Genomic DNA, 26,199 nt, shown 5'->3' with positions numbered 1-26,199 from the left:
CTTTAGCTCTGCGCCGGAGTTTCTACCACCGCAGGGATGGTGGAAACGCTAGCGTTGGCCGCAAGGAAATCAAGAACCTTGCTGGTCAGCACCTCTTCCAGGATCTGGTCGATGGCATTGCGCTCGTCGAGCTTCTTGATGAGCTTGTCCGGCTTCATGTCATAACGCGCCGCGAGGTAGGCGATCCGCTGGTCGAATTCCTGTTGCGTCGGCTTGATGTTCTCCGCCTCGGCGATCTTGAGCAGCACGAAGGTGCCCTTCAGGCGGTCGCGCGCATTCTGCGCCGCGCTGCCAAGGATTTCCTGTTCGTTCTGCTTCAGCACGTCTTCGGTCACGCCGCGCGCCTGATTTTCACGCACGATGTCGGCGAGGATGCGGCGGGTCTCCGTGCGCACCATGTCGACCGGGAGTTCGCACTCCACCTGCGCGAGCAGATGACGCATGATCTCGTTGCGCTTCGTGGCTTCGGCTTCGGCGCCCTTCTGGCGGCCGATCTCTTCCTTCGCCACCTTCTTCAGCTCGTCGAGGGTCTTGCCCTTCACGATGGTATCAGCAAAGGCGTCGTCCAGCGCCGGCAGGGTCTTCTGCTTGATGCCCTTGATGGTGACTTCGTACTGGATCTTCTGGCCCGGGAGCCCTTCGACCGGGAATTCCGCCGGCACTTCGATGTCAAACTTGCGGGTCTCGCCCACTTTGGCGCCAACCAGCGCCTCGGAGAAGCCCGGGAAAAAGGCCTCGTGGACCATGTGGATCCAGAAATCACTATTGCCGGACAACGGCTGGCCGGCCTTCGGGAATTTGTCGCTCACCGGCGCGCCGTCGATGGTGCCGGTGTAGTCGATGACCACGAAGTCTTCCATTTGCGCCCCGCGATCTTCGGTCACGTCCACGAAGTCCGCAGCCTGCTCACGCAGCTCGTTCAGCGAATTCTCCACTTCCTCATCCGTCACGTCGGTCGACTTGAGCGGGACGATGATGCCCTTGTAGACGGGCAACTGGAAATCCGGCCGGGTGATGAGCGTGGCCGTGAACTTCATCGTCTTGTCTTCACCGATTTCGATGTCGTCGACCTGGGTCAGCGAAAGCACCTTGATGCCCTTCTCCTGGATGGCTTCCTTGCAAGCCTCCGAGAGGAGCTTCTTCTCGAGCTCTTCACGGATTTCCTTTTGGAATTTCTTTTCGATGATCGCCTTCGGGGCCTTGCCGGCACGATAGCCCGGGATGCGGGCGAACTTCGTATAAGAGCCGGCGACTTCGTCCCACACCTTGGCGACTTTGGCAGGTTCCACTTCCACTTTGAGGGTGGTGATACAATTTGGCAGGGTTTCGACGGCGACGTTCATATAAGAGACAGGGGTTCGGAAAAGGGGCGGGAAAGATAGCGGCTGGCTGGGAAATGCAAAGGGGAATTCGTAGGGGGTGAAAAAAGATGCCCCGGGGGATGGAGATTGGGATGGCTGGCGGGGGGTGGGAGAGGGAGAAAACATCCAACATCCAATGACGCAAGCGAAGAGCGGGGGCGGGTTCCGATCATGGGATGTCGGGTTTCCGATGTTGGATATTCAAAAACAGGGATTTGAGGATTTCATTGCATCACCCTCGCATCAGATGTCCTTATATTGCTTTGGATGCGAACCACGCTCGACATCGACTCTGACGTGCTGGCCGCGGCCAAGGAAATCTCGGCTCGAACCAAACGTAGCGTTGGCCACGTGATTTCCGATCTTGCCCGCGCGGCGCTGCTTAAACGCGGCAAGTCCAAGGCCCGCATTTCTCGCATGATCAATGGCTTCGAAGTCATTTCTGCAGACGGTCGAGTCGTCACGTCCGAGTTGGTGCGAAAACTCGCCGAAGGAATGGATCTCGGATAATCGCAAGGATCGACGCGAACGTGCTCAGCCATTTTCCGAGTGCCACCCGGCGCCGCATCCAGTAGCTTCTCTTCATGAATCCGCAGCAACCGCTGATCGACGGGCTTTATCGCGAAAAAGTGCTGCGGGCCAGGCGGCGCACGCGCGGTGAGCGGATGGGCGACGTTCTGGAACTCTCCGCCCTGCGCGTTGGCAAGGATGATCCCGAGTTGCGGCGGCGCCTGGCCATCGTCCGCGCGACGGAAGAACGCGACTGAATGGTGCAAAATGAAGAAAGCGCAGCGGAAGCACTTCTGAACGCATACATCCGGCGCACCAACGGCCCGAACCAGGAAAATGCTGCCGTTACGCCTTCGCCTGCCCAGCGAGGATCTTGTTGTGCAGTTCCAGCGTGAGGGATTCGATGCGCTGGCTGAGTTGGGTGGTGAGCTCGGTGAGCTTGGTGTTCTGCTCCATCAGATCGGTAAGGGTTTTCATCTGCTGGTGGGCGAGTTCCTGGCGCTCCGCCGCGGCGGTGGCGAGGTCTTCGCGGTGCCTGGCGTCGGCTTCGGCGTGGACTTTGTCGCGGTCGGCCTGGCGCGTCTGGGCGAGCAGGATGAGCGGTGCGGCGTAGGCGGCCTGGAGACTGAAGGCGAGGTTCAGGAGGATGAAGGGATAGACGTCGAATTTCGTCCAACCGAGGATGTTCACCAACATCCACGCGGCGACGAGGATGGTTTGCACGACGAGGAAGAGTGGCGTGCCGAAGAAGCGGGCGAAGGACTCTGCTTTCAGCGCAAACCAATCGTCACCGAAGGCGGAGTGGAGATGGACGTGCGGAAGATGAAAGCGGAAATGGTGATTGTGCGGCTTCGCGTTCGTGGAGGATCCGGTGGTGTTCGTTTCGGCGGCGGGTGTGCTCATGGTATTATGGGAAGGTGATGTCAGTAGACCAGAGATCGGGGCGGAACTCACGTTTCTTTGGGTTCTGCCTCCTCTTCGTGCGGGACAAAGACGGTGTTGTTGCTCGCGGGGCAATCCATGCTTCCATGCGGGCGGTCACGCGGAGAACGATGAAATACGTTTTCCTATTCGCATCCAGCGCGGCTTTTTAATCCAGCCCCTCTCCACTTCTTCTCTGCGTCTCTGCGGCCTCTGCGTTTAAAAAATTCTTTGGTTATTCACTGCCGCGGGCAATCGCCGGAAGCGATCGCTTCTTCCACAGGACGAAGATCACCGGGTAGATCAGCAGTTCGAGGATGGCGCTGGTGACGACGCCACCGATCATCGGGGCGGCGATGCGTTTCATGACGTCCGCGCCGGCCTGGGTGGTGGGCGACCACATGATCGGCAAGAGGCCGAAGAGGATGGCGCAGACGGTCATGATCTTGGGGCGGATGCGCTGGACGGCGCCTTCTTTGACCGCCGCATGGAGGTCGGAAAGCGAGTTCATGCGGCCGGCGGCGCGGAATTTCTCCCAGGCATGGTCAAGGTAGAGGAGCATGACGACGCCCGTTTCCGCATCGAGCCCGGCGAGCGCAATGAGCCCCACCCACACGGCGACGCTCATGTTATAACCGAGGAGGTAGAGAAACCAGAACGCGCCCACGAGCGAGAACGGCACGGCCAGCAACACGATGACCGTCTTCGCCACGGACTTCGTATTCATATAGATGAGCACGAAGATAATGAGCAGCGTGAAGGGCACGACCACCTTGAGCCGCGCTTCCGCTGCCTTCATGTATTCAAATTGCCCGGCCCACTGGAGGTAGTAGCCCGGCGGAAATTTCACCCGCTCATTAATGCGCTGGCTGGCGGCACGCACATAACCGTCGATGTCGCTGTTCGTGATGTCGACGAAGACGAAGCCGACGAGCTGGCCGTTTTCGTTGCGGATTGACGGCGGGCCGGTGCGGTAGTGGATGTCCGTAAGCAGGGACAGGGGGACGTGGGTGAGCTGGCGAGCGGTGGCCGGAGTTGAGGAACTCGCATCCGCGGCGATCTCCCCTGCCCCCATTCCCACCGACGGCGTCGGCACCAGCACCCGCTTGAGCGCATCGAGATTATCGCGGAAATCCCGCGCGTAACGGACGCTGATGGGATAACGCTCACGCCCTTCGACCGTCGTGGCCACGGTCTGGCCGCCGATCGCCGTCTCGATGATGTCGTTCACATCGCCCACCCGCAGGCCGTAGCGCGCGGCGGCTTCGCGGTTGATGTCGAAGTCGAGGAAGTAGCCGCCGGTCGTGCGCTCGGCGAAGACGCTGCGGGTGTTCGGGAGATCGCTGAGCGCTTTTTCGATATCGGTGGCGACTTGCTCGATGCCCTTGAGATCCGGCCCGAAGACTTTCACGCCGAGGATGGTGCGGAAGCCGGTGGTGAGCATCTCAGTGCGTGTTTGAATGGGCATCCAGAAGATGTTCGCCATGCCGGGCGTCTTGATCTTCTCGTTCATCTCTGCGAGCAGCTTTTCCCATGTCATGCCCGGCCGCCATTGATCGTGTGGCTTGAGCGTCACCACGGTTTCGAACATCGAGAGCGGCGCGGGATCGGTGGGCGTATCTGCCTGACCGGCTTTGCCGAAGACGTGCTCCACTTCGGGCACTTTCGCCAGCATGCGATCCTGGATCTGCAGGATCTTCGTCGCCTCGGTGATGGACATGCCCGGCACCGCGGTGGGCATGTAGAGGATCGTGCCCTCATTGAGCGGCGGCATGAACTCCTTTCGGCCAGCGATAGAATGGTATTGGGTTATTCAAGATCGCATTGATCGCCGGGGACCAAGCCCGAAGGGCCAGCATGACCAGCGCCGTCACGACCGATGAGCGGCCAGCGGAAGCGGAGAGCGAAATCGACACACGGCTGGTATGCCCAGATAAGGAATCGGTTCACCGGGTTGCGAACCTCCGGCGTGATTTTCCCGCGGATGAGCAGGAGCATGAGGACGGGCACCAGCGTGACGCCGAGCACCGCGGCGAAGAACATGGCGAAGGTCTTCGTGTAGGCCAGCGGCTTGAAGAGCCGACCCTCCTGCGCGGTGAGCGAGAAGACAGGGACGAAGCTCACGGTGATGACCAGCAGCGAAAAGAAGAGCGGGCGTCCGACGGCTTTCGCCGCGCCGACGATCACGCTAACTCGTTCGCGGGCATCTGGTTCGCGTCCCTGTTCGTCGCGAAAATGTTCCAGCGCCTTGTGAGCGTTCTCCACCATGATGATGGCCGCATCGACCATCGCACCGATGGCGATGGCGATGCCGCCGAGGGACATGATGTTCGAGGTGAGGCCGAGACCGAACATCGGCAGGAAGGAGAGAATGATCGCCACCGGCAGGGTGATGATCGCCACCAGCGCCGAGCGCACGTGCCAGAGGAAGATGATGCAGACGAAGGCCACGACGATGCTTTCCTCGATGAGCTTTTCACGCAGGGTGTGGATGGCGTTGAGGATCAATTCGCTGCGGTCGTAAGTCGGGACGACGCGCACGCCCTCGGGCAGCGAGCCCTGAAGCTCCTGCAGCTTCTTCTTCACGCCCTCGATGACCGTGAGCGCATTCTCGCCGTAGCGCATGACGACGATACCGCCGACGGTCTCGCCCTTGCCATCGAGCTCCGCGACACCGCGGCGGGTGTCCGCGCCGAGATGTACCGTACCGACGTTCTTCACGTAAACGGGCGTGCCGTTCTGGACCTTCAACACCACGTTCTCGATATCCGCGACGCTCTTGATGTAGCCGCGGCCGCGCACGTAATACTCGGTCGTCGCAACCTCGAAGGTCTTTCCACCGACATCGCCGTTACTCGCTTTGATCGCGCTCACCACGTCGGCCAGCGGGATGTTGTAAGCCACGAGCGCATTCGGATCGAGGTCGACCTGATACTCCTTCACGAAGCCACCCACCGGTGCGACTTCCGCAACGCCTTTCACCGACTCCAACGCATAGCGCAAATGCCAGTCCTGCAGCGAGCGCAACTCGGCGAGGTTGTGTTTCCCGCTATCGTCGACCAGCGCGTATTCGTAGACCCAGCCGACGCCGGTGGCATCGGGACCGATGACGGGATTGACGCCCTCCGGCAGCGAGCCGCGCACCGAGTTGAGGTATTCGAGCACACGCGAACGCGCCCAATAAATATCCGTCCCATCCTCGAAGATGACGTAGATGAATGACTTCCCGAACATCGACTCCCCACGGACGAACTTCACCTTCGGCGCCGCGATGAACTTCGTGGAAATCGGATAAGTGATCTGGTCTTCGACCAGATCGGGTGAGCGCCCCTCCCAATCGGTGGAGATGATCACCTGGACATCGCTGAGATCGGGAATCGCATCGAGCGGCGTGCGCAACAGCGCAAGGATACCCGCGGCCACCGCGAAGACGGTAAAGATGAAAATGAGGAACTTGTTACGCGCGCTGGTCTCGATGAGGCGCTCGATGATGGTTGGTGCGGAAGGAGGTGTGCTCATTTCCCCTGCTCTCCGTGAACGTGAGGCGACAGCATAACCGGCGGTGTCACCTCCTTGATCCCCTTCTTTTCGTCTTCGTTCCCAAAATCCTTCACCGCGCCTTGCACCTTCGACTCGGCGTCGATCAGGAAGTTCGCGCTGGCCACGACGCGTTCGCCTTCCTGGAGCCCGCTTTTGATTTCGTAGATGTCGCCAAACTGGCGGCCGATCTGGACGGCGCGTGGCTCCAACCGGCCTTCGCCTTTATCTACAAATACCAGCGAGCGCGCACCTGTCGGCAGAACTGCGCTGACGGGAACGGTTAGCGCGATGCCCATGTTCATGGCGAGTTCGAGGTCGACGTACATTCCGGGGCGCAACTTTAAATCGGAATTGGCAATATCGATGCGCACTTTCGCGGTCCGCTTCATCTCCACGAGGAATGGATTGATGAGACTGAGCTCTCCCTCAAACGCTTCTCCGGGGTAAGACTTCGTCGTGATCCGCACCTTCAGGCCTTTCTCCAGCATGGGCAGTTCGTCCTCGTAAAATTCCGCCCACACCCACACCACGGAAAGATCGGCCACATCGACCAGATGATCCCCGATCATGACCTTGCGCCCCTGGTCCACGGGCACATCTTCCACAACTCCTTTGAAGGGGGAATTGAGCGTGAGGAATTCCGATGGTTTGCGCGTCTTCTCGAGCTCCGCAATCTGCTTCGGGGTAATGTTCCATTGCTCGAGCCGGCGGCGCGCCGCGTCGAGAGAACGCTCCGTCGCCACCTTGCCTTCGCCGGTGGCGGCACGGTCCCGGACGTCGAGCAGGTTGACCAACTCTCGCTCGGCGCTAAGCAATTCCGGACTGTAAATCGTGAGCAGCGGCTGGCCTTCCTGCACGGATTCACCGGGCGAAGTAACCGAGAGCTTTTGCACATAACCTTCCACCCGCGCGACAAACTCCCAGCGTTTCGCTTTGTCCGGCACCACCACGCCAACCGATCGGATGACATGGTGCAGCGGCTTTTTCTCCGCGGTCGCGTAGGTGACCCCGATCTGCTGCTGCCTCTCGACAGGCACGTTGAATTCACTCAGGGCCGCTACCTGTGGCGTCGCGGTGGCGGCGGCACCTTTCTTCATGACGGGGACGAGATCCATCGAGCAAATCGGGCATTTCCCGTGGGGATCTTGCGAATGAACCGAGGGGTGCATCGTGCACGTGTAGTAGTCCACGTTCGGATCCTTGATCGCGCCTTTGCGCTGACAGCCCGTGACTCCAGCCAGAACGGCCATGGTCGACAACGAAACGAATTTTCTTTTCGTCATTTGGCCCCTCCCTTCCCGGCTTCATGGTGTGATGAAAGAGGCCCGGGGTCGACTCCGACGACGGCTTCCAGCTCGGCGACCGCCACGTGGTAATCGGAGACGTGCTGCTGGAGCATCCCCTCCAGTTCGCGCAGGTTGCGCTCGGAAAGCACCAGTTCGAGAAATCCGATTCGTCCGTTCTCGTAATTGGTACGGTTGGTTTGCACGGTCTCATGCGCCGTCGGAATCAGCCGATCCCGGAAGAGTTCGATGTGATGATGAAGCGTCTCGATCTTCTGCAGCTGGTCACGCAACATGCCGAGGGCTTCGGCGCGAGAGGACTCGAGCTTTTGCTGTGCTGCCTCGACACCTTTCCGCGCCTCGCTTTCTTCGGCGCGGTACTTTCGGCCGTTCAGCCACGGCACACTGAACGACACGGCCGCATCGAGTTCACTGACGACTTGGGAAGCGCCGTTGTAGCGCTGCGCTTCCAGGCTCAAGGTGGGATCGGGAATCCAATCGCGCCGGGCGAGCTCGAGCCTGGCCTTCGCCGCCGTGATTCCGGCCTCCGCACTGCGCAGTTCGGGACGATTTCTCAATAGCGCGGCGCGCAACTCTCCATCGGAAAAATGCGCATAAGCCGGCGCCGCCTCCGTGGCCGGTCGGCTGAGTGGAGCGAAAGGATCCCGATTCATCAGGACCTGCAGCTGCGTCGTGTCCTCCGAAAGCGTGCGCAACAGATCGTGCCGCGCCTCTTCCAGGCGGTTCATTTCATTTTGCGCAGTCAGGACATCAGCCTGCCCTTGTTGACCGACGGCAAGTCGCGCGCGGGCGACCTCGACGGTCTGCGAAAGCAATGATTCGTCGCTCCGGTTCAGCTCCAGCAGCGCGTAATCGCGCACCAGGTGAAACCAGGCGGCGCGCACCCGGACGATGACGTCGAGTTCTTTCCGCCGCACATCTTCCAACGCGCCCAGCGCCTCGGCAGCGGCGATCCGCTCTCGACTGCGATTTTTTCCCGAAATGGGAATCATCTGCTCCACGCTGAGCATCTGGTCCGTGAACCCGTTTCTGGAAATGTCCACAAATCGTCCGACTCGCGTATTGGCACTGACTTTCGGATCGTCCCAGGCAGCAGCCTGGGGAACACGTTGTTTCATCGCCTCCCATTTGGCACGGGCCTCCTTGATCGAAGGATTGTCCGCGACAGCGGCTTGCGTTATCGCCGCGAGCGAGGGCGCCGATACCGCGTCATCCTCACCAGAGGATTTTGGCGGTTCGGCGCGGAGAAAATTGAGAATGGAAAGACTGCAAAGAAAAAGAGGTAAAGGTTTCATGGATCTGAGCGGTGGACTTCGCGGGTGAGGGTGTGCGCGGGGCACACTTCGCCTGGGGAAGCCGGTGGCTCAGATCAACCGGATGCAGCTCGCGGCCAGCGGTGGAAGGGCGTGCGCGGTCCAGATCTCGTCGTGAATGACGACCGGGCATCGCGGCGCTGGCGGAGGAAGGAGGAAAGTGTAAGCGCGCAATTCGAGGGCTACGAATTGCACGTCCTGTTGCTGCGATTGCGACGGAGCGGGCGTTTCGGGCGCCTGCTTTTGCTCAACGGTCGCGCAGCATGTTTTGTTGGCGCAACAGCCGCGCGCACATTGCATCCCGGCACACATGCCGCCCTGCTTCATCTCCACCGGCATGCCGATCGGCTGAGCCTGCGTGACAAAAAGCAGGCTCACGATCAACGCCAGGATGAGAGGGATGCGCGTGAACATGATGCGGTTGATGGGAGCCAATCTACACAGCGTTTGTCATTTGACGAACGCGAATTCGTCTCCTCGATCGAGGCAGCCGATCATGGCTCGCGCCGTCTTAAAACGTGGCCACCGGATTGATCGGCGAACCCGTCGCCCCGGGGACGGCCAGCGGCGAGGCAGTGAGCATGAATTCCCAACGGTGACTCTTCTCGGCTTGTGCCGCGAGTGCCTCGAAATCGCAGGCGTCAAGAATCCAGATTCCCATGGCGACGAGCGTGAGCTGGTGAATCGGCATCGACTCACCCTCGATGCGGGCGGGAATGACATCCGCCGCCGCATCGGTGCCCAGCACGGCGACATCATGGGCACGCAGCCAGGGCCCACACGCGGCGTGCAGCCCGGCAAATTCTCCCACCCACGCGCCCTGCTCATCCCGGCGCTTCCAGCGTCCGGTGCGAATCAACACCGCATCGCCGGGCAACACTTTCACCCCTTCCTTCTCCAGGCACGCGTCCAGGTCGGCCGGATAAATCGGCATCCCCGGACGGAGCGCATCGACTCCCATACTGCGCGGCAAGTCGAGCAATACCCCGCGGGTGATGATTCCCTTTTTGATCCCATTCACCGAAAGCTTCGCCGCCCCTTCCTTCGTGATCTCCGTCCGCGCAAATCCGTTGTACATCTGCCCATGCCGCGACATATGGCAGAGGGCATCCAGATGGGTGTGCACCAGCCCATGAAACACCACCGAAAAACGATCCGTAACGAAGGGCGACTTCGCATTGGCTTCGGAGAGCAACATCTCGTGGACAAACGGCGAACCATTATCCGGCGCCGGCTTCGTCTCCGCATCGCGGGCGCAAGATACCGACACGCCCTCATGCACCTGCGCCGCCGCGGCCTTGCGCTTTTCTGCGGTGAGCAAATTGAGCGCGCCGAGTTGATCCTCCTTGCCCCAGCGCCCCCAATTCGAGAGCTCCGTCATCCAGCGCTCGACGTCTTCGTGCGTCACCTGCGGGCGCGCGTCCTGCGCCTTCAGCGAAGTGCCCGGCAAAATCCCCAACCCGAGTATCAAGGCCGCTGGCGAAAGTATCCGGCGAAATCGGAAAGAGCGCATACGGTTCAACGCGGGCGCGAGGTCGACGACGTCCCGGGCAGGAACTTCGCCGCCGTCATCACCAGCAAGGCGCCCAGCACGATGAATCCCCAGCCGGGCATGACCGGCACCGCTTGCGAAATCGTCAGTGTAATCTGGCTGGAAGTCGTGCTTCCAAACGGATCGGTCACCGTGACGGAATAGACCCCCGCATCGGTGCTCGCCGTAGCCGGGATGGTGTAGGAAGCGCTCGTCGCGTTAGAGATGGGGTTACTTCCCTTGAACCACCGATAAGTCAGCGCCCCCGATCCCGTCGCGTTCACGGAAAAAGTCACCGGCTGCCCCACGGCCACCGTTTGCGAGCCGAGCTGCGTCGTCACCACGGGCATGATTCCGCCGACCCGGATGGTCTGGTTGAAGGTATCGGCGAGGTAAACCACCTTCGCGCTATTAATCGCCGCTGCTTGCAGGCTGTAGAATTGCGCGACGTTTCCCGTCCCATCCGCGCTTCCCGTCGAGCCAGCCCCGGCAATGGTGCTGACCACTCCCGCCGCATTCACCCGGCGCACCAGATTGTTTCCCGTCGAAGTCGAGGTGAGGTCCGGCGGAATCTGGCTATCGGTAATATAGAGATTGTTGTTCGCGTCGACCGCGACTCCGATCGGCGCATTGAACAGCGCCGCCGTCCCGATGCCGTCGAGCCGCCCGGGCATGCCCGCCTGTCCATAGGGGGTGGTCACTACACCGCCCGGCGTGATTTTGCGCACGACGAAATTGTAGAGATCCGCGACGTAGACGTTGCCCGCACTGTCCACCGCCACGCTCGATGGCCCGTTGAAGATCGCCGCGGCACCCGCGCCATCCGCGTAGCCCACAGTGCCCGCCGTACCGGCCAACGTGCTCACCACTCCCGCAGGCGTAATCTTGCGAATGGTTTCGTTGGTCGTATCGGCCACATACACATTGCCGGCGGAATCTACGGCCACGCCTTGCGGATTGTTGAAGAGCGCTTTGGTTGTCCCATCGGCGCTACCCGAGAGGCCGGGCTGGCCGGCCAGCGTGCTCACCACTCTTCCCGGCGTGATCTTGCGAATGGCGCTGTTTCCCGAATCGGCAACGTAAATGTTGTTCGCGCTATCGATCGCAACGCCGTTCGGCGTGTTGAAGGTAGCGTTCGTCCCGGTGCCATTCGTCGCGCCGATGACACCGGGCTGCCCATAAGGCGTCGTTACCGTCCCACCCGGCGTGATCTTGCGGATCGTGTCGTTGTTAAAATCCGCAACATAGATATTACCCGAACTATCCACGGCCACGCCGCTGGGATAGCCAAATTGCGCGGCCGTGCCCGTGCCATCCGCCGTCCCCTGAGTCAACACCTGCCCGGCCAGCGTGCTGATCACCAGCGGCGAGTCCACGATCAGGACCGAGGACGGCGCACTGGTCAGCGCGCCGGCATTCATCACACAGCGAAATTGGTCCCCACTCATCGCCATCGTTACGTTCGTGATCGTCAGCGTCGCCGTCGTGACACCGGAGTAGGGATTGCCGTTGGATAGATTGCTCCACGTCGTCGTCCCGATCGGCATCCGCTGCCATTGATAGCTGGTGATCGTCGCATTCGTGGCGACGCTAAACGTCGCATTCGGCGCCGGCGCGGTGGTCAGCGCCGGTGGCGCCGTTTGCACGCCCACCAAGGCTTGCGCGATGCCCTGCACATTCGGCACACCGATGCCGGTGGTCAAATCGAAGCCCACCCCGGCGTTGTAACCCACCCCGGGCTGGTTCGAGTTGCTGCCCGTGGTGATGTCCCGAAAATTCGACGTCCCGAGCAGCGGATAAAGCTTCGGCCCGAGCAGACCGAGGGCGGGCAGGTGCACATTCGCCCGCGATTGATTGAGCAAGGCGCAAAAGCCCGCCCACGTGGGGCTGCTCCAGCTCGTCCCGCCAAAGACGACCTGCGAGCCATTCAGCGTGACGTAGGCGCCGGTGTCCGGGTCCGCCACTGAGGACACATCCGGCACCGCGCGCGTATTCCCCGCAGGCAGGCCGGTGCCCGTCTGCCAGGTCGGCCGCGCGAAATAGATGCTCGTGCCGCCGCCACCCAGATTCCAGGCCGACTCGCTGCTCTCGTTGCCACTCGTGTTCAGGGTCAGCGACGTGCCACCCACGCCGATGACGTTTGGATCGCTCGCCGGGGTCTCCACTTGCACCGGCCCGCTCGTGTCGCCTGCGGCGCCCTGGCCCGGCGTGGACCCGCCATCGCCGGAGGAGGCAAAGACCGTCACGCCCGCACTGACCAGATTCGCGAAATACTGGGAGTCGGTCGACACCTGGCTCGCCGTGGAATAGGTCTCGCCCAGGCCAAAGCTCAGCGACACCTGATGCAGGCCGTATTCCGGATGCGTGACGGCGTCGTTGTAAACCTGCGCGTAAGCCTGGTCGAGATTGCTGTTCGAAAGATCGGTCGTGGCATAAACGCGCACCTTGGCGCCCGGCGCGATGGAACTGCTCCATTCCACGTCCAGCGATTCCTCACCGGACGGTGCCGGCAGCGTGCCGGCGATCACCTGAATGAACTGCACGTTATTGATCGACTGATTGACGTGATAAGTGGTCCAGAACTGCTGCAGATCGGCCGTCGCGGGGAAGGTATCGATGACGATCGCCACCGTCTGCCCGGTGCCGTTGATGCCCGCGGTATACAGCCCATTGGCCTGATACGCCTGCGCCACCTGGCTCGGCAGATAGGGCGGATTGGTATTGGTCAGCGAATTCGGCTTCATCGCCGCCGGGACCAAATGTTTGCGCGCGCGCAGATGCGGCTGCAGTCCGTTCACGCCAACAAGCAGGGGCGACAACGACGCCGGAACGCTCGGCGCGGAAATCGCTGAAGTATACTCCACGCCTTCCATACTGACCTTGGCGAAATTCACCTTCATGACCTGCTGGATCTTCGCGACACTCGCGCGGGCGAACACCGCCAGGTGCGTGTCGTCCTTGCGGGTGATCTTGAATCCCTGGCTGGTCAGCCAATCGACGACCGCCTGGTAATCCGCTGCCAGCGGGAAGTATTTCGCCGCCATTTCCGCAGGCGCAATCCGTTCTCCGGCGGCCACCTGGCTTTGGAGATCGGCGAAGTTCCGCATTTTCAGCGCCACCTCAAATTCCAACTCCGCCGCCACCTCGGCCTGCTGCAAGGCGGCACGCGCGACGAAAGGCCGGTGCGGATTCTGCCGTCCCCCCGGCGCCGGCGTGGGCACCTTGGCAACGCTATTGTTGAGGACGACGGTACCGGTCGTCGCCGCACGGGATGGGGTTAGAACTGCGCCGAATAACAGCACAGAGAGGCCAACCCGACGGAAAATCTCAAGGGGGCAGGGCGAACGCATTGGGAGCACATCGTTTACACCACTCCTCACCGAATTTCATGTTAAGAAATCGCTACACCCTGCGGAAAAGAGGCTGCGCTCCGCCTGTCCGAACACCGTAACCAACCCGCCCTCGCCATCGGCACCCATAGTCCGTCAGGGCGAAGTGCATTTCTTCTCCCTTCTGAGCCGTCGCTCTCCGGCGCGAACCGCCTCACTGGCAAACTTATCTACTTTAACTTACGGCACGAACGCGAGGAAGAGATACGCCGCAAATAACACCAGATGCACCGCGCCTTGCATCACATAAGTGCGACCGGTTCCGAGCGTGACCGCACTGACCAGAAAGGTCACAGCGAGCAGCGCCATTTCCTTCGACGGCAGGCCGAGGACCAGCGGCAGGTGGAAAATGATCGAGGCCACGACGACCACTGGCACAGTCAACCCGATGGTGGCCAGCGCGGAACCGACGGCGAGGTTCATGCTGTTTTGCAAGCGATTAGCCCGGGCGGCGCGAACGGCAGCCCAAGTCTCGGGCAGCAGCACCAGCGCGGCGATGACGATCCCGACCACCGCCCTCGGGGCATGCGCAGCTTCGACGGTTTTTTCGATGATGGGCGAGAGTTTCTTGGCCAGGCCGACGACGATGCCCAGGGAGAGCAGGAGTAGCCCGAAGCTGGCCCAAGCCTGCCCGACCGTAGGCAGTGCGGCGTGGGCTTCGGTCTCATCATTCTCGGAAATAAAATAGTCTCGATGCCGCTTGGTCTGGATGAAGACGTAGACGGCCCACAAGACAGCGGAGCTGACGGCGACGAAGGCGAGCTGTGATTCGGTGTAAGTGCCGGCGGGTGTACTCGTGGTGAACGTCGGCAGGACGAGAGTCATTGCGGCCATGACGATCAAGGCCGCGAGCCCGGCGCCCGCGCCTTCCACGCGAAAGGTTTGTTCACGGTGGAACAGACCACCGACCAAAAGGCAGAGGCCGACGACCCCGCTGCAGATGATCATGACCGCGGAGTAGATCGAGTCGCGCGCGAGGACTTCCATCCCCTGCCCGCCGGCGGCCATCATGGACAGGATGAGCGCGGTCTCAATGGCCGTGACCGCCAGGGCGAGGACGAGCGTGCCCAAGGGTTCGCCCAGTCGATGGGCTACCACTTCCGCATGATGGACCGCGGCAAACACCGCGCCGACCAAGGCGGCGCCGCACAGCACGGCGAGCGCCGTCCCGACACCGGTCACGCCCGCCGCAATCAAAGCTCCCAGCGCCAGCACGGGCACCAACCAAGTCCAAAGCGGCATCGTCGTTTTCATCGCGGAATGCGCCGGACTATATCTTCCCCTTGGTTGAGCTCCAGCTTGTGCTCCGCGCCGGACTCAAGTCATGGGCGCCACACCCCAGCCCGTCCAATATTCCCTGGCTTCACCGCCGGCGCCCGCTGGGTCGATGGCGAGAAACTGCGCCAGGAGCTCCTGTTTCCGCGGCAACAAGGCGGCGTCCTCACTTTCATCGTGATAGATAAAATTCAGGTCAGCCGACGCCATCCGTTCGAGGCACTCGAACATCTTGCGACTGTTCGAAAACAGGGGACGGATTTCCTTGTCCGTGCCCATCCATTCGTGATCCCAAAAGACCACCGGACAGTCTCCATCCGCGACGCGCCGGCGCGTGTCGAAACACACCGAACCCGGGTCCATGAAGGTATCCGCTCCAAAGGGGATCAAACCGGCATCGAGAATGCGTTCGCGCGGCCACGACTCGAAATACGCCTGGCGCAACGTATCCCGCCACTCGCCACAGAGGTGCGGCTCAAACCGGACTCCGACCTCGGTGAGATTCACGAAATGACGATACTGCAGAAATTCGCGGTAGAGCGGAGGGTAAGCCAGTCCGGTCTCCTGCTCGAGCGCGTCCAGATCGCCGCCGGTCACCGTGCTCTCGATCGGCTTCCATCCCACCCAATCGTCCCAGGCCTCGATGGAGGGATCCCGCATGGCCTCCGGCAACTCCTCGGGGGTGCGCATGAAATTGTGCCGCCGCAAATTGGCGATCGCGGCATCCACATAATTGGTAACAGCCGGGCTGGACATGGGCGGGAAACTTACAAGTCAGTGAGAAAGAAGTAACGGAGCTACGGCTGCCAGACACGGATATTCCCGTCGGCTTCGATCGCGGTGAGGACCAACTGCTGACGCCAATCCACCAGGATCAGGCCTTCCGCGGCATTGAGTCTGGCAAAGGCCTCGGTCAGCTTGTGATCGACCGGATCCCGGCCGAGCGACGCGCCCAGCACCGCGATCCCGGCATCGTCCTCATAGCCATACAAAGTCACATTGCCGCCGAGCGGAATGGAAAAGCCGTTCTTCACTCGCCCGCCGACGGAAGGCGCCGACATCAAGATGGGCGCGAGGGCGACTTGGGCACCGACCAAGCTCGCCAGACGGTCGGGGATCCTGGATCCCCGGACCACGGGCTGCCGGGCGATCTTGCGAACGAAGGGCTTTTTCCAACCGGCTCCGACGCGATTCGCCGCTTCAAATGGTTTGTACGCTCGCAGCATTTGCTCGACCTCCGCGAGGCGATCCGGGGAGAAAAACTCCAACTGGCTCCAATCGTCTTCATGTAGAATCAAGGCGCCCGGCTCGGGCCGCCCTTGTACCTGCTCCAACTCGGGGAGATCGTCCGAGAGCGTCGGCAGGCTGAAGAGGATCGACTTCGGATCGACCGTTTGAGCCACAGGTCGCTGAGGCGGAGCCGGTTCGTCGGGCATGGCCCATAACATCCCGAACCACGGAAGCAACCGAAAGCGAAAAATCGCATCTGCAGCGCAACCGGTGTTCGGAGTAGTGGTTTCTCCGGCATGTTCCGCCCTATTTTCCTCACCCCCATACTCGGGTTTGGCCTCCTGCTCGTGTGGCTCAAGGTCACACTGCACTCGATGGGATATACGCGGTAGGCGGAGACTACCGCCCTGCTCCGTCTCGGCGCGCCCGTTACTTCCTGCGCCCCCAGCGAATGTCCGCGTGATCGCGGGTCACGGTCAGCGTTTTGAGGTCGCGCGAAAAGTGCCAGATGCTCTGGTTCTGATGGAGGGTGTATTCGTCCATCACCGTATAGGGCGAATGCAGTGCGGGGCGGTCGCTCCAGGTCACCGTACCGTCCGCGTGAATGGTCACCGTCTCTTTCGGTGCGGGATCATTCGGCTGCATGCTCCACGTATAGGTGGAATTGATCAGACCTTTTGCCAGATGGTGTTCGCCAAATGGCCATTCAGTCGCCAAACCGGTCGACAACAAGCCAGACAGAGCGACGAAGACAGGGAGAAGTTTCATGGGCTATTTCGGGGGTGGGGATTCGAGGGGAGCCGAGAGAAAATCTCTCTCACCCGCCTTGTTTATCATGGAAAGCCGGCATGGCCCAACACGCTTTTCTGACGCCAATGCGGGCTGAACAAAAATTCAGTTTATAAGTCTTTCCTCCGTCGCTGGTCGTTTGCAAAAGAGTGCCGTGTCGAACGAGGATATCATTGAATCTGCCTTGAAGGAGTCGCGCTTTCTCGCGCGAGCCCTGGCGATGGACCAACGCATGGAAGATGAAGCCTTTTTCGTTCGCCTCATCGCCGAGCGGTATTCGCGGGGAACCGAGGTCGACGTACACGCGCTCGATAAGTGCCTGCGCCGGATGCGCATCGCGGCGGCCGAAGGGAAATATCCCGACAGCTGGCCGGAAGACCTCGCGCCTTAGGAGCTGGGCATCCTGGCGTTAACTAGTCCGCCTCTCACGCGGGCGGGTGTCTTGCCCGACTTACTTCGGCATCAGCGGCAATTCCTGCGGAGCGAGTTCCGGCGCAGGGACCTTATCGATCACTTCTTCCTTCTCATCCTCGGCACGAACCGGTTCGCCAGCCGCGTTGATGAGGCGGGCGGTCACGAAAATGATCAGGTTGCGCTTGATGTGCTGGTCGATGCTCGAGCGGAAGAGACGGCCAATGATGGGCACGTCGCCGATGATCGGGACCTTGTCTTCGACTTTCTGCACGTCCTCACGAATGAGGCCGCCGAGCACCACCGTCGAGCCGTCATAGACGCTCACGCTGGTCGTCACCTTGCGGGTGCTGAAGATCGGCTGGTTGATCACGTTCGGCGTAATGACCGCCTGGGTGGACGTACCCGTGATCGGGTTGGTCACCGACGAGGTAATCGGGCTGCCGTAGTTGATGAAACCTTCGAATTCCACGACCTGCGGAACGAGATTGAGGTCGATGGTGTAGCCATCCGGACCGATGACCGGTTCGACTTCGAGCGTCACACCGGTATTCCGGGTTTCGAACGCCGTCGGGGTGGTCGGAGTGACGGGGAAGCTGCCGGTGGAGGAAGAGCCGCCGCCGCCACCGAGAATGCCGCCGCCGGTGTTACCGAAGGTCTGCGGAATCTGCGGCGGAGTGAATTCGGTCGGGTAACGGAACTCGCGAATGATTTCGATGACCGCGCGCTGGCCGCTCTTGGTGGTGACCTTCGGCGAGGAGAGGAGGTCGACGCCCTTCTTCTGGTTGAGCGCACGAATGACCAATTGGAACTGCGGGTCGGTAAATACGCCCGCGACGGCGGCAATGGCCGGAGCCACTTGAGACGAGCCATTGATCGGGAAGAGCAGCGCGTCGATCGCGTTGGCACTGATGCCGTTGTTGCCACTGCGGTTACCCGCCGTGATCGAATTCTGGCCGACCGGTACGCCGCCGTTCACGAACGGGAAATCCGACGGATTCAGCGCGGGAGCAGTGCCCGTGGTGCCACCACCGGCGAATGCATTGTAGGTCGAGGGCAGGTTGAACTGGCCAAGCAGCCAGTCGAAGCCCAATTCCTTGAGGTTGGTCTGCTGGATTTCGACAAACTTGGATTCGATCTCCACCTGAACCGGCCCCTGGCCGCCAGTGGAAGTGACGATCTGCTCGACGAGGTCGAGTTGATCCTGAGTATTGCGGACGATCAGCCGGCTGCTCTTGATGATGTAAATAGCCGAAGCGTTGCCGTTGAAGGACACACCATTGGCGATCAGCCAGTTCTTCGCCGATTCACGATCGGCAATGCCGCTACCACCCTTGGTGACATCGGTCCCCGCACCCGCACCCGCCCCTCCGGCAACCGGAGCGGCCAGAGCACTGGCCGCCGCACCGCCCGCACCGGGATTCCGCGGAATCAGATCCGGCGGAATTTTCCATTCCTTGGTCACCAGCACGTCGGTGCTTTCCGTCATCGGGACGACCGAAACGGCATACGGCTCAACCTTGTATTTCAGGTTGGCCAGACCGGTGACGTACTTCAGCGCTTCCAGCAGCGGGATATTGGTGAGCGAAACTGTGATACGCGCATCCGCCGGGTTGCCCAGCGCTGCCGCCGGAGCCCCTGGCGCTGCACCCGGAGCTGCCGCACCATTGTCCAGGCCGGGAATACCGGGGATCGGCGCTGCCGGGGCCCCGGCGGGCGCGGGAGCCGCCCCACCAGCACTCTCCAGCTTGAGCACGATGTTCACGCCCTTCTCACCGGGAGGCGAAAAGTCGTCGAGCTCTACGCTCTTCTTCTTCAAGAAATCGATCGCTTCACGAATCGTCGCCTCGCGGAATTCCAGCTTGGGAATGACGATCCGTTCCAGCTTGCGGCGAATACGCTCGGTGGTAGCCTGCAGGGAGACATTCTCCACCTCGACGGTGATCGGCGCATTGAAACGGCGCACCGGGCGCGCCCACGCCATGTCCGTCTTGGCGATGGCGTCCGCTCGGGCCTCGTTGTAGGCGGAGACACCGTAGTCGCTCAACGCGCGGTCGATCTTCTCTTCAAACTTGCGGGCCGCGATGTTCGTCGGGTCGAGATTGAGGATCTGCTCGCAACGCTTCTTGGCCAGGTAGAAGCGGCCGGTGTCATACAGGCCCTGCGCTTCGATGAACCACTGCTTCACCTGCTCGACGTTCGCGCGGAACTTCGGCCCGATGGTCTTGTTGTAGTAGTCGGGCTGCTCGAGGCGGGCGAGGATGATGACGGCGTCCTTGCAGCGAGGATCGTAACGCTCGTCGAGCACAACCCGCAGGGTGCTTTCCGCGTCGGCGTAACGGCCTTCGGTGATGCGCTGTTCGGCGAGTTTGACGCTCGCGTGGCAGAAACCTTTCAGCGCGGTGTCGTAAAGGGACTGGGAGTAGGGCGCGTTCGGGATGGTGTCGCAAGCCTGCTTGTAGAAGACCGAGGCCTTCTCGTAGTCCTTGTCATTCATCGCCGCATCGCCGGCGGCGATGGCCTCACGTCCCTGCCGTTCGTAACCAACGCGGCGCGCCTTTTCGCGCTCCGCGGTACTCTGCACGCCTCCACGGCTTTGGTCCGCAGCAAAACCAAGGGTCGGCGTGATGATCATCGAGCAGACCAACAACGAGGAAATAGTGGAAGCGAGAGGGGGACGGATCATGCGGCAGGACAGAATTAGCGCGGAGGCTAGTGGCCTGATTAGCGGATGTCACGCTAGATATAATATATTTCGCACGTAGGACGCTGCCCTACAGATCTACCTCAAAAACAGTGATTTGCTCCCGGCAGCCAGGAAACCGTGACGTCCGAAATTCGACCCGGTTTCTAGGCCAGCAACGCCTTGACCACATGCGCCTCTTCGACGCCCGTGAGGCGGCCATCGAGGCCCTGGTAGCGGTAACTGAGGCGGCGGTGATCGAAGCCGAGCAACTGCAGGATGGTCGCGTGGAAATCGTGCACCGGCACCGGGTCGCGCACGATATTGTAGGAAAAGTCGTCGGTCTCGCCGTAGACCGTCCCGGGTTTGGTGCCGCCGCCGGCCATCCACATGCTAAAGCAGCGTGGATGATGGTCGCGGCCGTAATTGGTCGTAGTGAGGCCACCTTGCGAATAGATGGTGCGGCCAAATTCGCCGCCCCAGATGATGAGCGTCTCATCGAGCAGACCACGCTGTTTCAGGTCCTGGATGAGCGCGTAGCAGGGTTGATCGACGTCACGACACTGATCGGGCAGGCGGCCCGAGACATTCGAGTGGTGATCCCAGTTGTTGTGATAGATCTGCACGAAACGCACGCCGCGCTCGACGAGGCGCCGGGCGAGCAGCGCGGAATTGGCAAAGCTGCCGGCCTTTTTCGCCTCCGCGCCATAGAGCTCGAAGGTCCCCGCGGGCTCTTTGCTGAAATCGGTCAACTCCGGCACGCTGGCCTGCATGCGGTAGGCCATTTCGTATTGCGAAATGCGGGTGTGCGTTTCCGGGTCGCCCAGCGCGTTGTAGTTGAGCTGATTGAGCGCATCCAAACCATCGAGCGTCTTGCGCCGTGTCTCCATCGCCACGCCGGGAGGATTGTTGATGTAGAGAATCGGGTCACCCTTGCTGCGGAAGGCCACACCAGCGTGTTCGCCGGGGAGATAACCGGCGGTCCAGAGCTTGCCGGAAATCGCCTGCAACTGCTCGCGGTTGGTGGGCTCCGCGACGAGCACCACAAAGGTCGGCAGATTCTGATTCAGCGACCCAAGACCGTAGCTCACCCACGAGCCAAGACAGGGCCGCCCGGTCACCTGATTCCCCGTCTGCATGAAAGTGATGGCCGGCTCGTGATTGATCGCCTCGGTGTTCATCGAGCGGACGAGACACAGCTCATCGGCGCATTGGCTCAAGTAGGGCAGCAACTCCGCATTCATCTCCATGCCGCACTGCCCGTACTTGGCGAACTTGTATTTCGACGGCGCGATCGGAAATCGCGTCTGGCCGCTGGTCATGGTGGTGAGACGCTGGCCGCGGCGAATCGAATCCGGCAGGTCCTTGTCGTACCATTGGGCCATCTCCGGCTTGTGATCGAAGAGATCCATCTGCGACGGTCCACCGACCATGTGCAGATAGATCACCTGCTTGGCCTTCGGCGCGAAGTGCGGGACCAGCGGATGCGCGGCGGCGTCGAGCGCCAGAGCGTGCGGGTCACGGCCGAGCAACGAGGCCAGCGCGGCAAAGCCGAGGACGTTGGCCCCGCGGCCGAGGAACTGGCGGCGGGTCTGATAGAGCGAACGAGCGTCGAGGGGATGCATAGCGGGGCGGGTTATTTATTGAGGACCTCGTCGAGGTTCATCAGTTGGTTGCAAGTCATGGTCCAGGCGGCGAGTTGCGGCTCGGGCAACGAGGCATCGAGCTTGGTATCGCCGACGGCGAGGAGGGCCTTCGCTTCGTCCGGATGCGCGGTGTAGCGCTCGAGCAAATCGTGCTGGCTCTTCTTCACGATGGCTATTTCCTGAGGACGCAACGAGCGGCCCAGCAGGTGCCGGGCGATGTAATCGAACGGACTGTCACCCTCATTGATCGCCGCCTTGAGGGCATGCGTGGCGAGCACGCGCGCCGCTTCCACGAACTGCTCGCCATTCAGCGTGACGAGGGCCTGGATCGGCGTATCGGTACGCTCGCGGCGGAGGCACGAGGTCTCACGCGTCGGGGCATTGAAGGCTTCCATCGCGGGCGGCGGAGCGCTGCGTTTCCAGAAGGTGTAGATACTCCGGCGGTAGAGCGATTCGCCGGTGTCGGGCTTGTATTCGCGGGTGTTGCTGCCCGGCATGGCCACGGCTTCCCACACGCCCTCGGGCTGATACGGCTTCACGCTGGCGCCGCCGATTTTTGGCGAAAGTTCGCCGGTCGCCGCGAGGGCGTAATCGCGCACCATCTCCGCATCCATGCGGAAGCGCGGACCGCGGGAAAGCAGACGGTTCTGCGGATCGCGCTCGAGTTTGTCCCTGGTCAGTGCGGCAGATTGGCGATAGGTCGCGCTGGTCACAATGAGTCGCATCATGTGCTTCATGTCCCAACCGCTCTCGCGGAATTCCACGGCCAGCCAATCCAGCAACGCGGGGTGCGAAGGCGGCTCGCTCATGATGCCGAAATCCTCGGCGCTCTTCACCAGGCCGGCGCCGAAGACTTCCTGCCACATGCGGTTGATGGTCACGCGCGCGGTCAGCGGATTATTGGCATCCATGAGCCATTCGGCGAGGCCGAGACGGTTGTGTGGCGCGCCCTTCGGCAGCGGATGCAACGCGGAGAAGACGGCGGCTCCGACTTCATCGCGCGGCTGGTCGTACTGGCCACGATAGAGAATGTGCGCCATGGGCTGCGTGTCCATGCGCTCCTGCTGGATGCCGGTGACGACGCTGCGGGCCTGGATGCCCTTCTGCTCGTTGTCGAGCTGCACGAGCTTGTGGGAATTGGCCACCGCGCTGGCATCGCCGGCAAAGTAAACTTCGGAAAGCTGCGTCTTGTCTCGCGGCGAGCGTTGCGCGACTGCCTTGGCCGCGCCGAGCAGCGCTTCCGGCATGCGCATGAGTCCCTGGATTTCGATCGGCGCCAGCTTGCGAGTGAAGATCTGCAAATCTTGCACTTCCCCGGAGAAGAACTCTCCGGTGCTGCGTTGCCCGACGCGCAGCGGTGTAACGGCGCGGATCGTATCGGTGAGCGTGTTATTCGCCACGCGCATCTTGCTCTCCACGCCATTGACGGAAATGCGCACCCCGCCCGCTTTGCCCGCGCCATCGTAGGTCACGGTAATATGCCGCCAATCATTCGGCCGCAACGGCGCGCCTTGGGTCGTGACGAGGATGGAATTCTCCGGCCATTTGTTCACCAGATAGACGAGGATTTCCTTGTCCTTGATATTGATGTCCCAGCCGCGATAGCCCTTCGCGACATCCATCCGCGAGATGAGACTCCCGTTGCCGGTCACGTGGACCCAGGCGCTCACCGAGAAGGCCTGCGTGCGTTCGAAATCGGCGACGTCGCCCAGGTCGAGCGTGCTGCCCTTGTCAACGACCAGCCCCTGCCCCGCTTTGCCGGGCTTCCATTGGTAATCCTGCTCACGTGAAAGCGTCTGCTCCGCGCCGGCAATCGAACCGTGCACTTCCTTGCCGCTGCCTTCGTTCAAGGGCAACGACACGAGCGTAGCGCCGATGCGCGTGCTCACTTCCGCCGGCGTGGTGGCCTGGAACCATTTTTCAAAATCCGGCACGATCTGTTTGCGGCGCTCGGCGATGGCCGCATTCGCCGCGGTGATCTCGCCCGGGATCGATTTCCAACGTTCCAAATCCTTGCCCTCCGGCAGCACCATGACCGGCGCGGTGTCGCGGATGTTTTTGTCGGTGTGCTCCTGCGTCGTGTTCCGGAAGAAGGCGCTCATCGAGTAGAAGTCCTTCGTCGTGATCGGGTCGAACTTGTGGTCGTGGCAGACCGCGCAATTCGCGGTCAGCCCCAACCACACCCACGACGTCGTCTCCACACGGTCGCGGGCGTAATTCGCGAGGTTCTCCTCGGGAATGGTCCCGCCTTCCGCGGTGGTGATATTGCAGCGGTGGAAGCCGGTTGCGATGAGCTGCGACTGGGTCGGGTTTGGCAGGAGGTCACCGGCGAGTTGCTCGATGGTGAACTCATCGAAATGCATATTCTGGTTGAACGCATTGATCACCCAATCGCGGTAGGGCCAGATCTCGTAATAGTTATCGATGTGCAGGCCGTGCGTGTCGGCGTAACGGGCGACATCCAGCCAGTAGCGCGCGCGATGTTCGCCATAACGGGGCGAGGCCATCAGGGCATCGACCAGCTTCTCATAAGCGTCCAGCGAGGTGTCGGCGACAAAGTGATCGACCACCTCGGGCGCCGGCGGCAGCCCGATCAAATCCAACGACAGCCGCCGCGCCAGTGTCCGGCGATCCGCTTCCGCCGCCGGGGTGAGGCCATTCGCTTCCAACTTGGCGAGCGTGAAGCTGTCGATGGGATTGCGCACCCAGTTCGCGGTCTTCACCTCGGGCAGCACCGGCCGCGCGAGGCTTGATCAACGACCAGTGCGCCTGCCAGGGTGCGCCTTCGGCAATCCAGTTTTTCAGCAGCGCAATCTGCTGCGGCTTGAGCACATGATGCGACTTGGGCGGAGGCATCACCTCGTCCTTGTCGGTGGAGGTCAGCCGCTCGTAGAGCGGGCTGTCCTCCGGCTTGCCCTTGGTGACGATCGGCCCGCCGTCGCGCTCGCCGAAGAAGCCTTCCTCGCGGTCGAGACGCAGGGAAGCCTTGCGCGCCGCCGGATCAGGGCCGTGGCAATAAAAGCAATTCTCCGCCAGAATCGGGCGGATATCCCGGTTGAAGCCGACCGCCGGATCGGCCGCCGAAGCACCGGCAGTCAGGGCCACGCTTCCGGTCAAGGCAGCGAAAAGGAGATGGGATTTCTGTTTCATCGGTCGGGAGCGAACGGGAGGGGGAAGTGATTGCGCACCCATCATAACCCGCCAACCGGCGGAATCTTGCCGTCCATGGACAAACTTTTGATGAAAAACGACATTAGGTTCCCGGGAGTAAGGGGTTCTGATGGGAAAGCACCATGCGTTCCTCCGCCCCCTCGACCCCGGCCATTTGGCGCGCCACCCCGCCTTCCCTCTCGGCTCCCCAGAGGAAACGCCTCGTCGAAAAGCGGGATGTCTGGCTCAACCAGATCGCCCCCGAGTTCCTCTTTCACCGTCTCTTCAACGCCATCCCGGGCGTCTATTTCTTTGCCAAAAATCGCGACGGCGAAGTGATGTTTGTCAGCCGCAGCATGTGCGAGCTTTACCGGTTGCATGACGAGGCCGCTTTCATCGGTCTGACGGATTTCGACCTCAATCCGCCCGACATGGCCGCGTCTTACGTGAAAGACGACGAAGAGCTTTACGCGGGCGGGCAGGAGCTCTTTCAGCGGGTGGAGCTGTGGTTCGATGCCCAGGGCATCCCCGCCTGGTGTCTGGTAACGAAGATGCCGATCCAGTCGCGCAGCGGAGAGACGATCGGTATCATGGGCGTGCTGCAAAGCTACGAAGACCGCGCCCGTTCGCTGCCCCCGCTGCATGGGCTATCCAGGGCAATCACCTTCGTGCGGGAACATTTCTCCGAGGACATCGATATGAGCGCGCTCGCCCGGCTGGCCGGCTTTTCACAACGCCAGCTCCAGCGAAAATTCCGCAGCTTCTTCGGCGTGAGCCCGCACGAGTTCATCCTCAAGACACGCCTCCTCTCAGCCTGCCAACACCTCCGCGAAACCGACCAGAGCCTAGCGGAGATTTCCCATGTCTGTGGCTTCCCCGATCAAAGCGCCTTCTCCCGGCATTTCCGCGCGCATATCGGCCTCACGCCGCGGCAGTATCGCGTCAGCGCGCAGCGTTAGGCAGACTGAAAGGATTGTCGAAATAGCGTGGACGAAATTTACGAAAAACGCGCGCCCGAGATGCGCGAAGCGCCCCAAAAAAACATGTCATCCTGAGCGAAGAGAGGGAGTTTGACGACCGAACGAAGTCGAAGGATCTCCAACATCCCGGGCGAAGACGGTGCGGAGCTTCCACATTGGCGCGTGA

The 26,199-nt window shown here is 61.5% G+C and carries 20 protein-coding genes and 1 pseudogene; 4 read left to right on the top strand and 17 right to left on the bottom strand.

Going from position 1 to position 26,199, the window contains the following annotated elements; genetic code table 11:
* Nucleotides 1-2: 2 nt before the first annotated feature.
* Complete coding sequence (gene tig, locus CFE428DRAFT_RS13125; protein ID WP_006980036.1) at nt 3-1,343, bottom strand: trigger factor; 1,341 nt, start codon at nt 1,341-1,343, stop codon at nt 3-5.
* A gap of 285 nt (nt 1,344-1,628) precedes the next feature.
* Here tig and CFE428DRAFT_RS13120 point away from each other — a divergent pair, with 285 nt between their 5' ends.
* Together CFE428DRAFT_RS13120 and CFE428DRAFT_RS13115 are read left to right on the top strand one after the other, a co-directional pair.
* Nucleotides 1,629-1,871, top strand: coding sequence for a hypothetical protein (locus CFE428DRAFT_RS13120; protein WP_006980035.1), 243 nt, complete (start codon nt 1,629-1,631; stop codon nt 1,869-1,871).
* Between the two features lie 74 nt (nt 1,872-1,945).
* Complete coding sequence (locus CFE428DRAFT_RS13115) at nt 1,946-2,128, top strand: hypothetical protein (RefSeq protein WP_006980034.1); 183 nt, start codon at nt 1,946-1,948, stop codon at nt 2,126-2,128.
* A gap of 88 nt (nt 2,129-2,216) precedes the next feature.
* Here the strand turns inward: CFE428DRAFT_RS13115 and CFE428DRAFT_RS13110 are convergent, their stop codons facing one another.
* The 12 genes from CFE428DRAFT_RS13110 to CFE428DRAFT_RS13050 all read right to left on the bottom strand — a co-directional run bounded on the left by CFE428DRAFT_RS13110 (nt 2,217) and on the right by CFE428DRAFT_RS13050 (nt 17,142).
* The gene (locus CFE428DRAFT_RS13110; protein WP_006980033.1) at nt 2,217-2,774 is read right to left on the bottom strand and encodes a DUF1003 domain-containing protein; all 558 of its coding nucleotides are present in this window, start codon (nt 2,772-2,774) and stop codon (nt 2,217-2,219) included.
* 253 nt (nt 2,775-3,027) lie between these two features.
* Nucleotides 3,028-4,566 carry an efflux RND transporter permease subunit gene (locus tag CFE428DRAFT_RS40445; RefSeq protein WP_006980032.1) on the bottom strand — a complete coding sequence of 513 codons (1,539 nt, stop codon included), beginning with the start codon at nt 4,564-4,566 and terminating at the stop codon, nt 3,028-3,030.
* Between the two features lie 35 nt (nt 4,567-4,601).
* Nucleotides 4,602-6,311, bottom strand: coding sequence for an efflux RND transporter permease subunit (locus CFE428DRAFT_RS40440; protein ID WP_006980031.1), 1,710 nt, complete (start codon nt 6,309-6,311; stop codon nt 4,602-4,604).
* Entirely contained in the window at nt 6,308-7,582 is a 1,275-nt protein-coding gene (locus CFE428DRAFT_RS13095; RefSeq protein ID WP_157447501.1) for an efflux RND transporter periplasmic adaptor subunit, read from the bottom strand. The genes CFE428DRAFT_RS40440 and CFE428DRAFT_RS13095 overlap by 4 nt, the downstream gene beginning before the upstream one ends.
* Nucleotides 7,583-7,611: 29 nt before the next feature.
* Nucleotides 7,612-8,931, bottom strand: coding sequence for a TolC family protein (locus tag CFE428DRAFT_RS13090; RefSeq protein WP_006980029.1), 1,320 nt, complete (start codon nt 8,929-8,931; stop codon nt 7,612-7,614).
* Between the two features lie 69 nt (nt 8,932-9,000).
* Nucleotides 9,001-9,363, bottom strand: a complete 363-nt coding sequence (locus CFE428DRAFT_RS13085) for a hypothetical protein (protein ID WP_006980028.1) — start codon at nt 9,361-9,363, stop codon at nt 9,001-9,003.
* Between the two features lie 97 nt (nt 9,364-9,460).
* Nucleotides 9,461-10,420 carry a cyclase family protein gene (locus tag CFE428DRAFT_RS13080; RefSeq protein WP_157447500.1) on the bottom strand — a complete coding sequence of 320 codons (960 nt, stop codon included), beginning with the start codon at nt 10,418-10,420 and terminating at the stop codon, nt 9,461-9,463.
* A 47-nt stretch (nt 10,421-10,467) separates the two neighbouring features.
* Nucleotides 10,468-13,782, bottom strand: coding sequence for a VPAMP-CTERM sorting domain-containing protein (locus tag CFE428DRAFT_RS33535; protein WP_049975631.1), 3,315 nt, complete (start codon nt 13,780-13,782; stop codon nt 10,468-10,470).
* A gap of 267 nt (nt 13,783-14,049) precedes the next feature.
* Complete coding sequence (locus tag CFE428DRAFT_RS13065) at nt 14,050-15,123, bottom strand: calcium:cation antiporter (protein ID WP_006980025.1); 1,074 nt, start codon at nt 15,121-15,123, stop codon at nt 14,050-14,052.
* Nucleotides 15,124-15,186: 63 nt separating this feature from the next.
* Nucleotides 15,187-15,900 carry an SMI1/KNR4 family protein gene (locus CFE428DRAFT_RS13060; protein WP_006980024.1) on the bottom strand — a complete coding sequence of 238 codons (714 nt, stop codon included), beginning with the start codon at nt 15,898-15,900 and terminating at the stop codon, nt 15,187-15,189.
* Between the two features lie 41 nt (nt 15,901-15,941).
* On the bottom strand, nt 15,942-16,547 hold the full coding sequence (locus tag CFE428DRAFT_RS13055; RefSeq protein ID WP_131989340.1) for a hypothetical protein: 606 nt from the start codon (nt 16,545-16,547) through the stop codon (nt 15,942-15,944).
* Between the two features lie 256 nt (nt 16,548-16,803).
* Nucleotides 16,804-17,142, bottom strand: a complete 339-nt coding sequence (locus CFE428DRAFT_RS13050) for a hypothetical protein (RefSeq protein WP_006980021.1) — start codon at nt 17,140-17,142, stop codon at nt 16,804-16,806.
* 175 nt (nt 17,143-17,317) lie between these two features.
* Between CFE428DRAFT_RS13050 and CFE428DRAFT_RS13045 the strand changes: the two genes are divergently transcribed.
* Entirely contained in the window at nt 17,318-17,554 is a 237-nt protein-coding gene (locus CFE428DRAFT_RS13045) for a hypothetical protein (protein WP_006980020.1), read from the top strand.
* A 60-nt stretch (nt 17,555-17,614) separates the two neighbouring features.
* On the opposite strand, the gene CFE428DRAFT_RS13040 is transcribed toward CFE428DRAFT_RS13045, so the two are convergent.
* The 4 genes and pseudogenes from CFE428DRAFT_RS13040 to CFE428DRAFT_RS39760 form a co-directional block, all read right to left on the bottom strand.
* The gene (locus tag CFE428DRAFT_RS13040) at nt 17,615-20,260 is read right to left on the bottom strand and encodes an Amuc_1098 family type IV pilus outer membrane protein (protein ID WP_131989339.1); all 2,646 of its coding nucleotides are present in this window, start codon (nt 20,258-20,260) and stop codon (nt 17,615-17,617) included.
* 164 nt (nt 20,261-20,424) lie between these two features.
* Nucleotides 20,425-21,882 (bottom strand): DUF1501 domain-containing protein, encoded by a 1,458-nt coding sequence (locus CFE428DRAFT_RS13035; protein WP_006980018.1) that lies wholly within the window; start codon nt 21,880-21,882, stop codon nt 20,425-20,427.
* Nucleotides 21,883-21,893: 11 nt separating this feature from the next.
* Nucleotides 21,894-24,626 carry a DUF1553 domain-containing protein gene (locus tag CFE428DRAFT_RS13030; RefSeq protein WP_237705489.1) on the bottom strand — a complete coding sequence of 911 codons (2,733 nt, stop codon included), beginning with the start codon at nt 24,624-24,626 and terminating at the stop codon, nt 21,894-21,896.
* A 181-nt stretch (nt 24,627-24,807) separates the two neighbouring features.
* A pseudogene (locus CFE428DRAFT_RS39760) lies at nt 24,808-25,053 on the bottom strand (c-type cytochrome domain-containing protein); the annotation flags it as partial.
* A gap of 143 nt (nt 25,054-25,196) precedes the next feature.
* Here CFE428DRAFT_RS39760 and CFE428DRAFT_RS13025 point away from each other — a divergent pair.
* A complete protein-coding gene (locus CFE428DRAFT_RS13025; RefSeq protein ID WP_006980016.1) occupies nt 25,197-26,012 on the top strand; it encodes an AraC family transcriptional regulator in 816 nt (271 codons plus the stop codon).
* The last annotated feature ends 187 nt before the right edge of the window (nt 26,013-26,199 follow it).

It is taken from the genome of Chthoniobacter flavus Ellin428 (genome assembly GCF_000173075.1).
GTDB lineage: Bacteria > Verrucomicrobiota > Verrucomicrobiia > Chthoniobacterales > Chthoniobacteraceae > Chthoniobacter > Chthoniobacter flavus.
This window is presented reverse-complemented; position numbering and strand designations above follow the sequence as displayed.

What these genes read in the sequence shown, in the direction of transcription:
- CFE428DRAFT_RS13110 (WP_006980033.1), bottom strand. Translation starts at nt 2,774, where the DNA reads ATGAGCACACCCGCCGCCGAAACGAACACCACCGGATCCTCCACGAAC.
- CFE428DRAFT_RS13085 (WP_006980028.1), bottom strand. Translation starts at nt 9,363, where the DNA reads ATGTTCACGCGCATCCCTCTCATCCTGGCGTTGATCGTGAGCCTGCTT.
- CFE428DRAFT_RS13040 (WP_131989339.1), bottom strand. Translation starts at nt 20,260, where the DNA reads ATGATCCGTCCCCCTCTCGCTTCCACTATTTCCTCGTTGTTGGTCTGC.
- CFE428DRAFT_RS13035 (WP_006980018.1), bottom strand. Translation starts at nt 21,882, where the DNA reads ATGCATCCCCTCGACGCTCGTTCGCTCTATCAGACCCGCCGCCAGTTC.
- CFE428DRAFT_RS13120 (WP_006980035.1), top strand. Translation starts at nt 1,629, where the DNA reads ATGCGAACCACGCTCGACATCGACTCTGACGTGCTGGCCGCGGCCAAG.
- CFE428DRAFT_RS13065 (WP_006980025.1), bottom strand. Translation starts at nt 15,123, where the DNA reads ATGAAAACGACGATGCCGCTTTGGACTTGGTTGGTGCCCGTGCTGGCG.
- CFE428DRAFT_RS13060 (WP_006980024.1), bottom strand. Translation starts at nt 15,900, where the DNA reads ATGTCCAGCCCGGCTGTTACCAATTATGTGGATGCCGCGATCGCCAAT.
- CFE428DRAFT_RS13090 (WP_006980029.1), bottom strand. Translation starts at nt 8,931, where the DNA reads ATGAAACCTTTACCTCTTTTTCTTTGCAGTCTTTCCATTCTCAATTTT.
- CFE428DRAFT_RS13025 (WP_006980016.1), top strand. Translation starts at nt 25,197, where the DNA reads ATGCGTTCCTCCGCCCCCTCGACCCCGGCCATTTGGCGCGCCACCCCG.
- CFE428DRAFT_RS13115 (WP_006980034.1), top strand. Translation starts at nt 1,946, where the DNA reads ATGAATCCGCAGCAACCGCTGATCGACGGGCTTTATCGCGAAAAAGTG.
- CFE428DRAFT_RS13050 (WP_006980021.1), bottom strand. Translation starts at nt 17,142, where the DNA reads ATGAAACTTCTCCCTGTCTTCGTCGCTCTGTCTGGCTTGTTGTCGACC.
- CFE428DRAFT_RS40440 (WP_006980031.1), bottom strand. Translation starts at nt 6,311, where the DNA reads ATGAGCACACCTCCTTCCGCACCAACCATCATCGAGCGCCTCATCGAG.
- CFE428DRAFT_RS40445 (WP_006980032.1), bottom strand. Translation starts at nt 4,566, where the DNA reads ATGCCGCCGCTCAATGAGGGCACGATCCTCTACATGCCCACCGCGGTG.
- tig (WP_006980036.1), bottom strand. Translation starts at nt 1,343, where the DNA reads ATGAACGTCGCCGTCGAAACCCTGCCAAATTGTATCACCACCCTCAAA.
- CFE428DRAFT_RS13095 (WP_157447501.1), bottom strand. Translation starts at nt 7,582, where the DNA reads ATGGCCGTTCTGGCTGGAGTCACGGGCTGTCAGCGCAAAGGCGCGATC.